This window comes from Synechococcus sp. MW101C3 (assembly GCF_002252635.1).
In the GTDB taxonomy this organism is placed as follows: domain Bacteria; phylum Cyanobacteriota; class Cyanobacteriia; order PCC-6307; family Cyanobiaceae; genus MW101C3.
On sequence record NZ_NQKX01000002.1, the window covers coordinates 61,705 to 75,731 of the forward strand.

Annotated in this window: 14 protein-coding genes and 1 pseudogene; 5 read left to right on the plus strand and 10 right to left on the minus strand. The window is 62.3% G+C overall.

Annotation, left to right across the window (positions count from 1 at the left end):
- Nucleotides 1–1,266: 1,266 nt before the first annotated feature.
- Nucleotides 1,267–2,378 (minus strand): IS3 family transposase gene (locus CJZ80_RS02580; protein WP_369802981.1). Its coding sequence is split into 2 segments (ribosomal slippage): nt 1,267–2,117 and nt 2,117–2,378, totalling 1,113 coding nucleotides; the frame shifts between segments, so codons are not numbered across the junction.
- Between the two features lie 192 nt (nt 2,379–2,570).
- On the opposite strand from CJZ80_RS02580, the gene CJZ80_RS02585 reads away from it, so the two are divergent.
- From CJZ80_RS02585 to CJZ80_RS02605, 5 genes are all read left to right on the plus strand, one after another.
- Nucleotides 2,571–2,984 carry a hypothetical protein gene (locus tag CJZ80_RS02585; RefSeq protein ID WP_094510532.1) on the plus strand — a complete coding sequence of 138 codons (414 nt, stop codon included), beginning with the start codon at nt 2,571–2,573 and terminating at the stop codon, nt 2,982–2,984.
- A complete protein-coding gene (locus CJZ80_RS02590) occupies nt 2,981–3,214 on the plus strand; it encodes a hypothetical protein (protein ID WP_094510533.1) in 234 nt (77 codons plus the stop codon). Before CJZ80_RS02585 ends, CJZ80_RS02590 begins: the two co-directional genes overlap by 4 nt.
- 116 nt (nt 3,215–3,330) lie before the next feature.
- Nucleotides 3,331–3,654, plus strand: coding sequence for a hypothetical protein (locus CJZ80_RS02595; RefSeq protein ID WP_094510534.1), 324 nt, complete (start codon nt 3,331–3,333; stop codon nt 3,652–3,654).
- Nucleotides 3,651–3,956, plus strand: coding sequence for a hypothetical protein (locus CJZ80_RS02600; protein ID WP_094510535.1), 306 nt, complete (start codon nt 3,651–3,653; stop codon nt 3,954–3,956). The genes CJZ80_RS02595 and CJZ80_RS02600 overlap by 4 nt, the downstream gene beginning before the upstream one ends.
- Nucleotides 3,957–4,069: 113 nt before the next feature.
- On the plus strand, nt 4,070–5,086 hold the full coding sequence (locus CJZ80_RS02605) for a DUF932 domain-containing protein (protein WP_094510536.1): 1,017 nt from the start codon (nt 4,070–4,072) through the stop codon (nt 5,084–5,086).
- Nucleotides 5,087–5,936: 850 nt separating this feature from the next.
- Here CJZ80_RS02605 and CJZ80_RS02610 read toward each other — a convergent pair.
- The 9 genes and pseudogenes from CJZ80_RS02610 to CJZ80_RS02650 form a co-directional block, all read right to left on the minus strand.
- Nucleotides 5,937–6,188, minus strand: coding sequence for a transposase (locus tag CJZ80_RS02610; protein ID WP_094510537.1), 252 nt, complete (start codon nt 6,186–6,188; stop codon nt 5,937–5,939).
- Between the two features lie 16 nt (nt 6,189–6,204).
- Entirely contained in the window at nt 6,205–6,654 is a 450-nt protein-coding gene (locus tag CJZ80_RS02615; RefSeq protein ID WP_094510538.1) for a hypothetical protein, read from the minus strand.
- Nucleotides 6,655–7,127: 473 nt separating this feature from the next.
- Complete coding sequence (locus CJZ80_RS02620; RefSeq protein WP_094510539.1) at nt 7,128–7,664, minus strand: hypothetical protein; 537 nt, start codon at nt 7,662–7,664, stop codon at nt 7,128–7,130.
- Complete coding sequence (locus CJZ80_RS02625; RefSeq protein WP_094510540.1) at nt 7,634–8,716, minus strand: glycosyltransferase family 2 protein; 1,083 nt, start codon at nt 8,714–8,716, stop codon at nt 7,634–7,636. The genes CJZ80_RS02620 and CJZ80_RS02625 overlap by 31 nt, the downstream gene beginning before the upstream one ends.
- A 2,300-nt stretch (nt 8,717–11,016) precedes the next feature.
- The gene (locus CJZ80_RS02635) at nt 11,017–11,490 is read right to left on the minus strand and encodes a VOC family protein (protein ID WP_198948209.1); all 474 of its coding nucleotides are present in this window, start codon (nt 11,488–11,490) and stop codon (nt 11,017–11,019) included.
- 203 nt (nt 11,491–11,693) lie between these two features.
- Nucleotides 11,694–12,116, minus strand: coding sequence for a zincin-like metallopeptidase domain-containing protein (locus CJZ80_RS15550; protein WP_233132785.1), 423 nt, complete (start codon nt 12,114–12,116; stop codon nt 11,694–11,696).
- A gap of 120 nt (nt 12,117–12,236) precedes the next feature.
- A pseudogene (locus CJZ80_RS15555) lies at nt 12,237–12,470 on the minus strand (ArdC family protein); the annotation flags it as partial.
- 449 nt (nt 12,471–12,919) lie between these two features.
- Entirely contained in the window at nt 12,920–13,312 is a 393-nt protein-coding gene (locus CJZ80_RS02645; RefSeq protein WP_094510542.1) for a DUF302 domain-containing protein, read from the minus strand.
- Nucleotides 13,313–13,366: 54 nt separating this feature from the next.
- On the minus strand, nt 13,367–13,903 hold the full coding sequence (locus CJZ80_RS02650) for a DUF305 domain-containing protein (protein ID WP_233132749.1): 537 nt from the start codon (nt 13,901–13,903) through the stop codon (nt 13,367–13,369).
- Nucleotides 13,904–14,027 lie beyond the last annotated feature (124 nt).

Below are 14,027 nucleotides of genomic sequence, written 5' to 3' on the forward strand. Positions count from 1 at the left end.
AGAGCTTCTTGTGGCCACATTCGCCATTTGTTTGGTCTGTGGGGAGTGATCGTGAGAATGGCCAGGACAATACCCCTGTGACTGTTTTGTAGATTGCGGACATGACGTCATTTTGCGATCATGCCAATGACCAGCTTGGTTCCCTTTGACTTTATTGATTCAGAGGATGGCTGGATCCAGTCTTCTGTGTCTGAAAGTCTGCATGACTGATTCATTGAGAAGGGAGGACTTTTCCTGACAGCCAGTGTCATCCTTCATTCAGCTCTCCACTGAAGAAGTTCTCCGCGCTGGCCTCTCTAGCTCTTCTCTTTCACTCTTATACATTTACAAGTAACTATATGTCTTGTCTGCTTCTCTAAGGCTCATTCAGGATCTCGGTCATTGCCCGGCTGGTAGTCATTCAGTCCTCCTCAATTGCTTGACGTATTGCTCGCTGTGCCCTTATGTTGCTTTCAACCGATGAGACAGGACTGCGCCGCAGTCGCTCACTCTCACCGGTCAGGCTCACAGCCTTGATGCTGAGAGCCAAAGTGTCTAATCCTTCCTCCAACAACAGCGCAACTTGCGCACCAACCCTATGCATCATTGCTAGCGGTATTTGCTGCGGCTACAACATAGAAACGCTCCCCCAAGGTCGTACGGATCCCAGCCACTCCCGGTTGTGGTGCCGTCAACCGGTAGGTGCAAACGAGACGCCTGACGGTATTCAATCCGTTCAGCGCAGGGCATGCGGCCCCGTAGAGATACTCGTTCGACCAAACGACGGAGGGGTTTAGCGGGAGGACGAGGGCAGCAGATGCCCGAGGACGGATCGAGCCGGTGCGCACCGTTGTGCGGGTCAACAGGCTTCCCGTGACTAAGTCTCTCCAGCGTTGCGCCAACACACAACAGGCGCCCATACATGCGCAGGACAGTATCAATAGACGCTAAGTCTTCCTCCTGCGGGGCCTTGCGGCCCTGACGCGCTACGCCCTTCCTTTGCCCATTGGGGCCCGGCGGTGCCGTCGCAGCGAGATCGAGCACGATCTCCTTCCCTCTTCCCATCTCTTCCAGATGGATCACCAGGGATGCGGTGCAAAACCGGCTTCCAGTCTCCGGATGGGACTGAAAAGAAGGGCAAGAACACCCGACGAACACCATCCAAATCCCCAATCCACCTGCATGCCTTCCAGACCTCTTGGAGGTCACTGCGTAGCAGGCAAGGCGCAGCGAGCGCCTGACGTGACCCCCTTTGCTGGTCCAGTTCCTCTGAGAGCTTGGGGGTAGTCAGGCCGCTCTCCACTGCTGGAGGACTTCCAGGGGCGTACGCCCCTGGAGCGCCGAATGCGGTCTGTAGGTGTTGTACTCGATTCGGTGCTGTTCCGCCAACAGCCTGGCTTCCGCCACCGTTGCGAACAGCTCGATATTCAGGAACTCATCCCGGAAGCGGCCGTTGAACGACTCCACGAATGGATTCTCCCAGGGCGAACCTGGCTCGATGTAAGCCGTACACAAACCGCTGCCTGTGCACCACTCCTGCAGGGCATGAGCAATGAACTCAGGCCCATTGTCCATTCGCAGATAGGTGGGTGCCGGAAACAGCCTGAGCAACTCCTCGATCGTGTCGATCACATCTACAGCCTTGCAGCGGCGGCCGACACGAATGGCCAGGCAGACCCGGCTGTATTCATCCAGCACGTTCAGGAACTTCAGCGTCCGTCCATCCATCGTCTGGTCAAACTGGAAGTCGATCGCCCAAACCTGGTGGGGGTATTCGGCCCGCAGGAGCTCTCTGGAGCCGCTGGCAGTGCGGGAACGCTTGCGCCGGCGCGGCAGGGGCCGCTGGAGGCCCTCCTCCCGCCAGATCCGTTGCACCCGCTTGTGGTTGACACTCCAGCCCTCCAGCCGCAGCCGGCGGTAGACCAGACGCCGGCCCCAGCGCACATGGCGCCGGGCCAGCTCACGGATCCGCCGGCGGAGCTTCTGCTCCTCGATCGCCGCCACCGGCATGGGCCGGCGCTGGGTGTTGCGGTTCTGGCCGGCCAGCCGGCAGGCCCGTCTCTGGGAGACCCGGAATTGATCCTGCAGAACCATCACTGCCCTGCGACGTCGTTCCGGGCTCAGAAGTTTCCCTCGGCCAGCTCCTTCAGCATCGCCTTGTCCAGCTCAGCGTCGGCCAGCAATCGCTTGAGACGAGTGTTCTCCTGCTCAAGCTCCTTGAGGCGCTTGGCTTCTGTGGCCTTCATGCCGCCGTAGAGCTGCTGCCAGCGGTGGTAGCTCGGGACCGACACCTCCAGGGCTCGACACACGTCGGCGACGGTCTGACCCTGGTTGAGGAGCTGCTCAGCGGTGCGCAGCTTGCGGATGATCTGATCGGGCGTGTGGCGCTTGCGTTTCATGGGGCTTCTCCTGGCCAAGTCTGGCCGGTAGGGAAGCTCTCATAAGGGCTGGCTCAGTTTTCGGGGTCCACGTCACGCCCCCCTGTGTCCCTGCCAGGGGGCGTCTTGCTGTTTGGCGGTTCAAGTCCGCCTGGATTGGTTCGCCCCGCTACGTGCGGGGCTTTTTTGTGTCCCTCTGATGCTGTGACTTTCATGACTGCTTCCAGCCTCTACCTGCCAGGTCCACCCCTGTGTCCCCCTGAGCCCGTCTTCCTCAGCAGAAGCGAACGGGATACGCGCCAGCTCTCCCTGGTCAGCTATCTGCTGCCCACCCACTGGGCCTGCTACTTCATCAACGCTGACCCCACCGGTCTTGAGGATGACCAGATCGCTGCTGCCGATGCCTGGTGGCAGGAGACCTTCTCCTCCCGATGCGCCAGCTGCGTCGATGCCGCTGAGGAGTACGGCTTTACGGCGTTCCACGACGCTGCTGGCTACTGCCTGGCCACTGACTGCACCATCTACCGCTTCCTCCTGACGGCTCCAGTGCCGGCGGTGCCGGCTGTGGCTTCCCCCGTTGGGCCCCCGGCGACTGCTGAGGCTCCCCCGTTGGCTGCAAGGCCATGAGCGGTTATTGCAAGGTCCGCTTCCGCTGTGCCCGCAGCGGCAACGCCACCGCCGGTCTGGTCTTGCCAGCGGAGCGCGTCCGAGGCGCCTCCTACTCCAGCCTCTCGCGCTACTTCCCGGCCGCTGCCTTTGCCCGCATTCGCTCTCCCTGGCTGGATGTCTCCCCGCCATTCGATGAGGCCGCTGAAGCCCTGCGGTTCTGTTTCCCCGAGAACGGACCAGGGCACTGACGCGTGTGCACACCAGTGAGCGCTCTGGTCCCCACCTGCCGCTCCACCACTTCCAACTGGTGAACCCCCTGCCTCCCTCTCAATTCCCTCCACCGCCTGCTGCGCAGGCTTTTTTCATGCATTTCCACAGCCAGATCACCATCCGCCGCCCCGATGGTTCCCTCTTCCCTCCGATCGGCCTCCTCCATGAAGACGATGACGTCCTCACCGGAATCCTGTTCCTGCAGAGCATGGGCCGCCAGATGGCGTGGCATCGCAATGGCGAGCTCAGCGGCCTCCAGCTCCAGGTCACCCCTGCCCCTGAGCCTGAAAGCGCCCGAACCGTCAGCCGGGAAGCCGCCAGCTTGCCCCCACCGAGCGCCGCGGAGCTGGAACTGGAAGAAGCCTTCTCCTTCCTCGATTCCCCTGCCTGCTGCCCCAATGGAGCCCAGAGGCCATGAATATCACCGTGCTGACTGGCACCGCCCCCCTGCCGGTACAGCTGACCTGCTTTGAGTGCGGCGCCATCCGCGCCGAGCTGCTCCTGCTGGTCCCCAGCGTCACCCCCCGCTGGCACGAAGAGTCCGCCGGTGGCTTCTCAGTGCTGATCGAGGTCTGGGGGAAGCAGGCACAGGAACTCAGCGACCACGCCACCCCCGGCATGCGGCTGGCCGCCTCCGGACGGCTATGCGGCAACCACTGCGGCCTGCGGCTGGTGGTCGATCGCTTCCGGCTGCTCAACACATCCCCCTCCTCCAGCTGATCCGTTCAAACGGGCAGGCGGGTGTGAGCCCCGCCGCAGCAGTTGCCGGTCTCCCCCCCGAGGCCGGCTTTTTTGTCCTCTCTGGCGGCCTCTGTGCCGCAGCTGTGAACCTCATGTCCCACGATTTCCACTCCGGTGTCTTCCTCAACAGCCAGCCCGCCTGGCACCGCCTGGGCCTGGTCCTTGACGGCACCCTGCCGGCGCGGGAAGCCTTCCGCCTCGGTGGCGCCGACTTCCATCTCGCCGGCCGCCCCGTCTACGACGCCGATATGCAGCCCATTGATGGCTACCAGGCAATTACAAGGACCGATACCGGCACCACCCTCTCGGTGATGAACGCCACCTATGAGGTGGTGCAAAACGAGCAGTTGATCCGGGTCGCCGAGGCCCTCCATAGCGATGCGGTCATGGATGCGGTCTGCGTCCTGGCCGGCGGCCGCAAGGTGACCTTTACGGCAAGGGTGCGCCAATCAGAAGGGGAGGTGCTCCCTGGTGATCCGGTGAATCAGTACCTGGTTGGCTGCACGAGCCATGACGGCACGATCGCTTTCTCCGTGTTCTTCTCCCCCATCCGGGTGGTGTGCAAGAACACGCTCTCTCCTGCCCTGGGTCTTGCCTCAGCGCGTAGCCGGCGCCAGCAGGGCTGCCGCATCCGCCACACCCGCAATGCCAATGCCTTGATCAGCCGGCTCCCTGAGCTGATTGACCTGCAGCGGCAGCAATTCAGTGGAGGGCTGGCCGAACTGCGGGCGATGGCCGCCGCCCCCTGCACGGCTGCGCAGTTCCGCAGCTATGTCGAGACCCTGTTCGCCGATCAGCTGCGGGGCTCGATCAATGACCGCCGGGGCGATGCGGCGACCAGCCGGCCCAGGCGGCTGGAGGATCTCCCCGCCTGGGAGGGTCTGTCCGCCAAGTTCGACGGCCAGGCCATCGGCAGTGACATCCCGGGGGTGCAGGGCTCGATGTGGGGCGCCTACCAGGCGGTGACCGAATACCTCTCCCACGACGCTGGCCGCTCGAGAGATCCGATCGAAGCCGCCCGCCAGCGGCTGGAGGGGCTGTGGTTCGGTAAAGCCGCCGCCACCCTCACCCAGGCGCATGAACTGGCGCTGGCGGCGACCCGCAGCTGAGGGCCTGCGGCTGGCTACAGACGGGATCAGAAGAAAGCAGACGAAAAATGGGCAAGGTCTCTGACCTCCTTGCCCGTTTTGTCCACACCAGCGGGCTGCGATGACCACCGGTGCGGCTTGATGGTGCCATGGCTTCTTAGGGATTCGGTTGAGCTGGGAGGCGCCGGAGCTTCCCCCGATCCCGTAGATCCTGGCGATCTTGAACTGGTTAACAACCTTAGGTGTGGTGGTGGCGGCCTTTGCCCCGAGCACGTCAGCAGTGGAGCCCTGCGGGCTTACCGGGGCATCCGACCCTTGTGTGAGCTGAATCCCCCAGGATGAGTGCCTCCACAACAGAGAAAAGCCCCAATCATCCCATTCCATGAACAATCATCACCCAGCGTTTCGAACAATTCCGATGACTTCCTACGAACCCAACGTCTGGACAACGATCGCCACCTTCTGTCGGGAGCTAGCTCCTATCAGCGGGGCGTTACTTGACTCCATCGGTCAAACAGCAGCAGCAATCGATCGCGCCGGATTCGAATCTCGCTCACTCAGAGCACCGGTAAATCGAAACCAACAGCCGGTGCTAACCAACGAGAACGAATCCGGTCACGGCTGATCGGGATCCCCTCCCTGGTCAGATATCCCACCATCCGGCGGCTGCGGCTGCAGGGGTCTTCCAGGTCATGGGCATGGATCCTGGCCATGATCCGTAGCGTCGATCGCGGCAGGCGCAACAGCGCACACTGAAGACTGACGCTGAGCTCTGATGCCAGTAATCGACCAGCTTGCGCAGTTCACGGGCATTAGAGCAACTCAGACATTTTTGAGCCACTCCAGCTCCATCTGCAGCCACGCGTAGCCGTCAGCCTTCTGCTAGGCAGTACTGATGGAACAGCTCGGCCTCTTTGGCCTGCCCCTCGTCCTTGCCATTGGGCTCCTTGCCTCTGGTGAAACGCTCGGTGGCTCCGTCGAGCAGCTGCCGCTTCCATTGGCTGCCCTGGATCGGGTGTACAGCGTGGTGGGCGGCGATCTCATGGATCGTCTTGCGGTCACTGATCGCCGCCATGGCGACCTTGGCCTTGACCTCGGGGCGGTAGGTACGGCGCTTGCTCAACACTGTGAGCCCCCTTTCAGGGGCGATGCCCCACCTCAGAGGTTAACGATGGGGGCTGTCCAGAAAAACCAGTCCACCTCTCGGTGGGCAGTTGATCGACCATGGCCTCCAGCCCTACGTCCCGCGCTTTTTCCGTTTCTGGAGACCTGGAGTCTGGGGCGGCCAGGCCACCGAGCCAGCTGCCGCCGCGTTCTGGCCGGACCTGATCCAGGCTCTGGTGGGTCCAGGGGGCTTCCCCGCGAGCGTTCTTCGGCAGGCGCACCATCAAGGCCCGATCCCTGAGCCAGTGGGCCAGGGCGCCTTTGATGCAGCGCTTGAGATAGGCCGCTGCCGTGCTGTGGTCTTTGATGCGGCCACAGGCCCGCAACAGCTCCAGCTGGGCCACACCACGCGCCTCATCGGCTTCGACCAAGTTGGCGTAGCGGCGGTGGTCCTTCGGGTGCACCTGGAGGGCATTGATGCACAAAGCGATCGCGTTGAGAGAGAGAGAGGGCCCATCGTGAGTTGGCGCAGGACGCGCCCCTCAACAGGCAGCACCGCGTAGGGACCATCGGAGGAAAACCAAGCCAGCAATACGACGCCCCCTCGACCCGCGTGCTGTGCCAGCAAGGCCCCGACAGGTGCTCCTGAACGACCACCGCCCCAGCCACCGCGCAACCAAGGCGCTGAACCCCACCGGGGAGTGACAAAGACCCGACCGCTGAACTCAGCCGGTACTTCCTTCTGTCCGCCTCAAAACACCTCCAGCAACACCCACCCGCGCCACGGCCGGGCAAAGCGAAACCCTGAGCAGGCGCTAGCGGGTGAAGCGAAGACCGCAGGCCCAGGGTCCCGACAGGTCCCATCGATAAGGCCCAGCAGAGCCCTCTGCCGCTCCTGCACTTCAGTTGCACCGAGCAAACACCAGGTTAGTGAGTTTGTGCATGGGGCTGAAAACCACTAAACCGACGCCTGCTGGATCGGCTGATCGCCAGGGTTGTTCTCGCCCTGCCGGTTCGACATCGCCAGCAGCAGCGGCAATAGCCGCAGCCTGTTGTAACGCTGCAACCACAGGCAGGGCAGGTTGAACAGCGTTGCGAAGCTCAGGTTGATCACCACGCCCACCGGTGGCAGCCACAGCGCCGTCACGATCCAGAACGGCCAGATGGCGAGGTGAACCAGTTCGGCCCGGCGTGTTTCCTCCACCAGGCGATGCAAGGTGCCGGCATCGCGGCCCACCAGGCTGTTCTTCCGCACACCCCCCGGCAGGGCATCGCCGGCATCCGGCATCAGGGGTTTCCATCGCTTGATGCCGAGCCACCGCTCATACGTCTTCCTGCTCTCGGGCCAGGGGCGCGGCCGCGTCAGCCAGCTGTCGTCCGCCAGCACCGCCTGCGGCAGGCGCCGGGCCAGGCCACCGATCACCACTGACCACACCAACCACCCCAGCACACAGGCCAGGGCCGCTATCGCGTCGAGACCTGCCTGCCTTTCCATTCGATCGTTCCTTGTTTCAGATTCAAGATCGCCATGAAGAACACGGCCAGAAAGAACAGCACGGGGATCGGAAACACCAGGCAGATCCAGGCGAAGTTCCCCACACCCCTGGTGAGCGTGATCAGCTGCACGGCGAAGGCGAGGTAAAGCAGCAGGTTGGGCAGCACCGACGGTTGGCCCATCAACGGCCAGCCCAGCAGCGATGCCGGCAGGCACCACGCCGCCCAGAACAGGCCGGAGATCCACAGCAGCACGGCGAGCATCCAGAAGCCATTCACCTCTCCTGCGGCGGTGGCGAAGTTCTTGGCGAAGCCCCGCACCATGTCGCGAAAGCCGCCGGGATACATGCGGTACTCGATCAGCCCGTCGCCGATGTAGGCGCTCACCGGGAGTCCGGCTTCCTCATAGAGATGGCCCATGAACCAGTCCTCCACCACCTTGCCGGCCACGGCCTCATGGCCGCCGACGCGGTTGTAGTCGGCCCGGCTGGTGGCCATCGCCGGCCCGAAGGCCACGCCACAACGGGGCCCCATCGGCACTGCCATTAACCCCACCAGGCTGAACAGCACCGACAGCTGCTCATAGGCCTTCTCGGTGCGATGGAACGGCTGCACTGACACCAGTCCGCCCAGCTTCTGCTGGTCTGCCACCAGGCGTTCCAGAAATTCAGGGCTGGGCTCAGTGTCGGCGTCGAGAAACACCAGCAGCTCGCCCTTGCTGGCCTGCACGCCATGGTGCAAGGCCCAGGTCTTGCCGCACCATCCCTCCGCAAGCGGCGGCGGTTGAATCACCGTGGCCCCGGCCGCTGCCGCGATCTCCGCCGTGCCATCGCTGCTGTGGTCATCCACCACGATCACCTCCAGTGGCGCGAAGGTCTGGGCCTGGAGCGCCGGCAGCAGGTTGGGCAGGGTGCCCTCTTCGTCGCGGGCGGGAATCAGCACCGACACCTGCGGCTGACCCTCCACCGTGCCCTCCGGCAGCCGGAAGAGCCGCAGACAGAGCGCCCAGCCAAGAAGCCAGCGCACCAGCATGGAGAGAGCGACGAGATTCATGGCGGTTCCCAGGGGAATGGGCTCCAGACGTTGAACGTAGGAAGCGAGTGCGCTGGCGGTGGTCCTCAGTCAGCGGCCCCGGGAGTGTTGTCACTCGGGTGGAGCAGCAGCGGGAATCCGTTGTACTCCGTGAAAAGAATTAGCAGACCCTGAGGAGGTCACGCCACCGCGGACACAGGCGCCTGTACCCAAAGGACGGCCTGGCACTGTGGTCCGCGGCGGCGCATTTCAGCTACTGCAGTGGTTTTCGCCAGGCACTTCCTGGCACATCCTCGACACCCCCCCCAGCGCCACGGGCGGTGACGGCGTAACCCCGAGCAGGCGCGAGCGGGTGGAGCAGGCATCGCAGGCGCTGGGAACCTCCAGGCGCTGCTCGACGAGCAGCACGTTTCACCTGAGGGAGAGGCAAAGGGGCCGCAGCCCCTCAGGCGTCAGTCCAGCTCCCAGCTGCGTTCACAGCGTCGCAGCTCCAGCTCGATCGCCAGCTTGCGCGGCCGTTGATGCAGTGGCCAAATCAGCCCCAGCAACCAGCGCAGCTGACGCGTGTGGCGCTGCAGCCACTTTCAGCAGGAGATCTTGATCGAGCGGCTTTTCATGGCTGAGGCGCCAAAGAACACCGCTCGCGAAACCCGGGGCCAGATCCGTCAAGGGCGTTGCAGGCCCTTGCAACGCCCTTGACGGATCTGGCCGCAGGCCGAAAGGCGCAGCCATAGAAAAGACCTGCCCACCGGGTTACGGTCGGCGGTGTCTGGCGCAGCGGCCATGAAACTGCCGCCTCAAGGCTCCTCAAAGGGATAGAAGCCCGGCTGCTCCTCCACCTGCTGGCGATCCAGATAGGAGTTGGAGGACCAGCTATCCCAATCAGAACCCAACAGGCCCTGGTCGGCAGCAGGCAGCGAGAGTTCAGCCTGCAGACACTCCGGTCCGGCTCAGGCTCCTGCCAACCCTGGGCGCAGGCAACCTGCCAGGCCTCGATCGTGGCGGCCAGCTGAGCGCTGGTGGTTGCGGGTGGGAGTGGAGACGTCGGCTCCATGGCAGGAACGGCGTAGAACACCGTCCCCACCCAGCGGCTGCAGCAGCTCAGGCAGGGGTGCCAAAGGCACTCGCGTCAGCCCTTGCCGGTTGCTGCCCCCATCCCCCCAACCCAGCGAGGGACCGATGGGGTGCGGGTGGATCATCGGGGCGGGGTTAGGCGTTCCGGTGGAGGTGATCACCAGACGGACACCTGCTGCCTGGCCAAAGGATTGTTGTTAGTTGACGAGCCGAATGGCATGACCTGGGCGATATCGCTATCGCGTCTTGCCCTGGAGCAGGAATCTGGTCGGTGGTGGTCACCGGCTGATTGCTCTGTAAGAGAAGTTCCACCACCGAACCCCCGCCGAGACATTGACCTTGAGCGATTAAAACAACAGAATCATTTAACTCTTTACTAGTCACCAGCCAGAGTAAAAGGGCTTGGTACGACAACAGCTGGTCCATGAATGCCGCGCCACTGCCGGTGGTGGGATCGATCGCTGCAGGGTTGAACCATCACACCAAGCGAGCTGAGTTCAGCTGCACCAGCTAAGCAAGAGTACTGGGCAGGGAAACAGCACAAACAACTTAACATTTGAGTAGGCAGGAAGACTCATTTCATGGGTGTTTGAAACACCATGTTCGTATTGTGGAGATATCCGCAGAAGAAAGGACCATGGCTCGCTCGACCTACCCAGTTTCCTATTCGGCTAATCAGCACCCCACCGGGAACGACATGGCTCATGGGCTGCAGGTGCCAGAAATGGATAGTTCCCAGGAGAAGCAATGGGATTCTGTGGAAGCGTATTTTGAATGCATCACCACCTGCTCACTCGACGACGGAGAGTGTGTCACCCATTGCGTGGAGGAACTACGTGAACACCATTGACTGGTTTTCCAAGCCGTCCTCTTTGTGTGCTGGTATGAGCGCAGCTCAGTGAGAGTTTGGGCAATGGCATCAGCCAGTCGTGGGCCCATTGTAGGGGAGCTATCGGTCGTCGCCGTAGGGCTTGGGACTGTGGAATGGATACCATTGACCAAAAGGATGCTGCCGTATGACCTCATTGTTTCTATGTTGCGGCAGCATCCCCCGACTTCATCGGCAGGCAGGGCCAGAAAGTGAAGCCTGAGCCGATCAGGTGCTTGGAGACTTAGGAGGAGGTTGATTGTTCAGCTGGTAGCAATTATTTAGAAGTATGCCATGAATATTCCAGCTCTTGGCAACAGAGCAAGCGGCAGTCACTCGTTGTTTCACAGTCGCTTGTCCCCCCGCACGACGCCCCGGATTAAAGCCATTCAGCCAGCTCCACAGTGATTCCATCCGGTCCGCAGAGAAAAATGAGCTTTCGGCGATGGAAGGTGATGACCTCGTTTCGCAGCTTGATGCCCGCAGCTTTCAGCCTGTCAACTTCAGCATCCAGGTTATCTACCGCAAAGCAGATATGATTGAACCCCAGCTTGGCGAGATTGCCAGTCGTTGGAGCAGGAAGGGGAACAGGCTGACGGTACTTCAGCAGTTGTACTTCGATGCGCGGTGAGCAGTTCTCCAAAGCAAGTGTGATGTGTTCTGCTTCGATACCTTCCACCCCCATGTAACTGGAGAAGACGGGGCCCTTGATCACTACAGCCTTATCCTCCTTGAAGCCCAGGAGCCCGAAAAAGTGCTTGGCTGCCTCAACATCACTGATCACAACTGTGATGTGGTCAAAATGTTCAATCATGGGGGGCACCTGTTGGTGGATGGAGCAGGTTTCTGTCATTTCTCACCACTACCGGTGAAGCGGCAGGTGGAGCATTTAAGCAAGCATGGACCAAGCTGCCCGCTCGATCAGCCAGGGTCGTTTTCTACAGCCTCTGGTAGCACCAGTTCCACAGCTCGCCTGGCCTCACCCAGCACCTGGAACAACACCTGTGGAGTTTCCCGGAGCAGGTCCAGCCAGTGCCCCGGGTATGCCGCGTGGTTTTAAAGGGCACTGTCGATCTCCAACCGGTCCCCCAGCAGGACTGAACCGAGTTCCGCCACCAGTTCTTCTCGGGCATAGGCCCGAGAACCAAACCGCCCCCTCAGATCCCGCTGGAGGCAGCTGGCGTGCCCCGTGGAGTGGATCACCTCGTGGGCCCAGGTGGCGTAGAACCCAGCGGCGGAGTGAAAGGCAGCGTGCTCCGGCAGCTGGATCCGATCGATCTGGAGGAGGTGGCAGGCTCGTTCACCCCCAAAGCTGAGCGGTACCGGCCAGGCCCCCAGCAGAGCTTCTGCTGCAGCCAGGCGGTCTGGTTCACTGCGCTCCGCCCCAGCTGCTTCTGCCTGCCTCTGCTCCACCCAACCAGCAAGGGCGTCACCTTCCAGGTCGATCGCGTTGAACACCACCACGGGCCGGAAGCTCATCCATACCCGGTCTGTATGCGCGTCGTCCGGCTTGATGCCTGGGGTGGCTGTCGATGCGTCCAGGCTCCCCGACCGCTCCGTGTCACCTGCCACCCGGTTCACCTGCGGCCTCAGGATCCGCACCCCCTGAGAGCCCTTGCGGGGGAAGATCCCTAAAGCTTTGGCCTCAGCAAACCCGCACCAGTAGGGCAGCGCTGAAGCCCTCAGGTGCATCCCGAAGGTCAACAGGATCGGGTTCGCTCCCTGGTAGCGATGCCCTGAGAGCAGGTTGACGTGGTGCCCACCACCGGAGGCGTCCCACTCCCTCCGCCAGGGCGTAGTGCCAGCCTCCAGCAGCTGGATGATCGCCTCCACCAGCTTCTCTGTAGAAGCAGCCTCTCCCTGCCGGTGGTTGCTTCTGGAGCGGGACTCGGGACTGGGACCGGGAGCGGGAGGAAGAAGAAACAGCAGCCATCAGGCATCAGCACAGGACCCGAAGCACCAGCACGGCCAGCAGCAAGGGCTGGCCCAGGCACTAAGGCACAAGCCAGTGCCCCAGGCGTTTCGCACGGAAGGCGGGCCAGCTTGCGTCAGCCCTTGTGCGGCCGCGCATGCTGAGGAACCCTGCGCTTGATGACATGAACCAGGAAGACGTCCCCCTTGACATTCATCTGGAGGGAAAAGATGCCAGCGCCAACCACACATCTGTTGGCTAGCCCATAGTCGCCAAAAACCCCGATCCCGCCCCGCCACAGCTCATCAGCAGGCGGTCCCTTCTTACTGAGCTGCTCCGCATCGAGGCTTCAGCGGGATCTGCCATGCGACTAGGCCGCGGCGGCCTTAATGATCGCCGTGGTGGAGGCCTCTACGGCTCGGGCCACCTCCTGCAGGGACGGATCAGCCGAGAGGCCCGCGAGCATCACCTCGGGGCGAATCATGCCGAGGCGGGTCTGGCCGGCTTCGGTGTAGACCGAAATCCTGCACGGCAAGGCCATGTTGAGCGCCATTGAGGTGCTAAGCACTGCGGCGGCCTGCTGAGGGTTGCACACCTCGAAGATGCGGCACTGCTCTGGGAATGGCAGACCTTTGCTGCGCAGGGTGTTGCCCAGATCATGTACTGCCAGTACGCCGAAGCCGTGGTCCACCACTGCCTCCTGGAGGGCGGCACTGGTCTCCTCGAAGGTTTTCAGTGTGTCGGTTATGAAGAACGGATCCATGGCTGGTGTTGGGTTGGAAGATGCGGAGTCCGTCTGAGCCGCCCTTGATAAGAGTCAGGTCGTTCCGTACCAGTTGCGATACCACTGAGTCATCTGCTCGATCTCCCTGCTCTGCTCCTTGCCCATCGCCTGCTGCATCGCCTTCAGCTGCGGATGCTGGCTGCTGTTCTGGGCCATCGAGGCCATCATCACGCCCATGCGGTGGTGGGGAATCATCTGCTCAATGAAGGCCCGATCGAAGTCGGCGGCGTTCTTGAGGGCGGCCAGGCTCGTGCCCATCATTTCCATTCCGCTGCAGCAGCCCATGCCCATACCAGGGCCCATGCCACCACCCATTCCCCCGATGCCCATGGCTCCACCACGCGTCATGGCGGGAACGTCGCCGCCGTACCACTGCCGGTACCAGGTGCGCATCTGAGCGTTCTCACTGGTCTGGCTGGCCTTGATGTTCCTGGCCAGCTCTTTGATCTCGGGCCGCTTAGCTCGGGTGAGGGCAAGATCGGCCATGGCGATCGCCCCGTGGTGGTGAGGGATCATCATCACGATGAAGTGCTGATCCATCGACTGGGAGCCCATCAGCCCCCCACCCATCATCCCCGATCCCATCCCGCCTACTGGTGGGATCGCTGAGGCGGGTGGCTGTGACAGTGCTGGAGCTGCCAGGGACAGGACAAGCACTCCCAATCCTGCTGTCGTCGCGAAACGGTGATGGTTC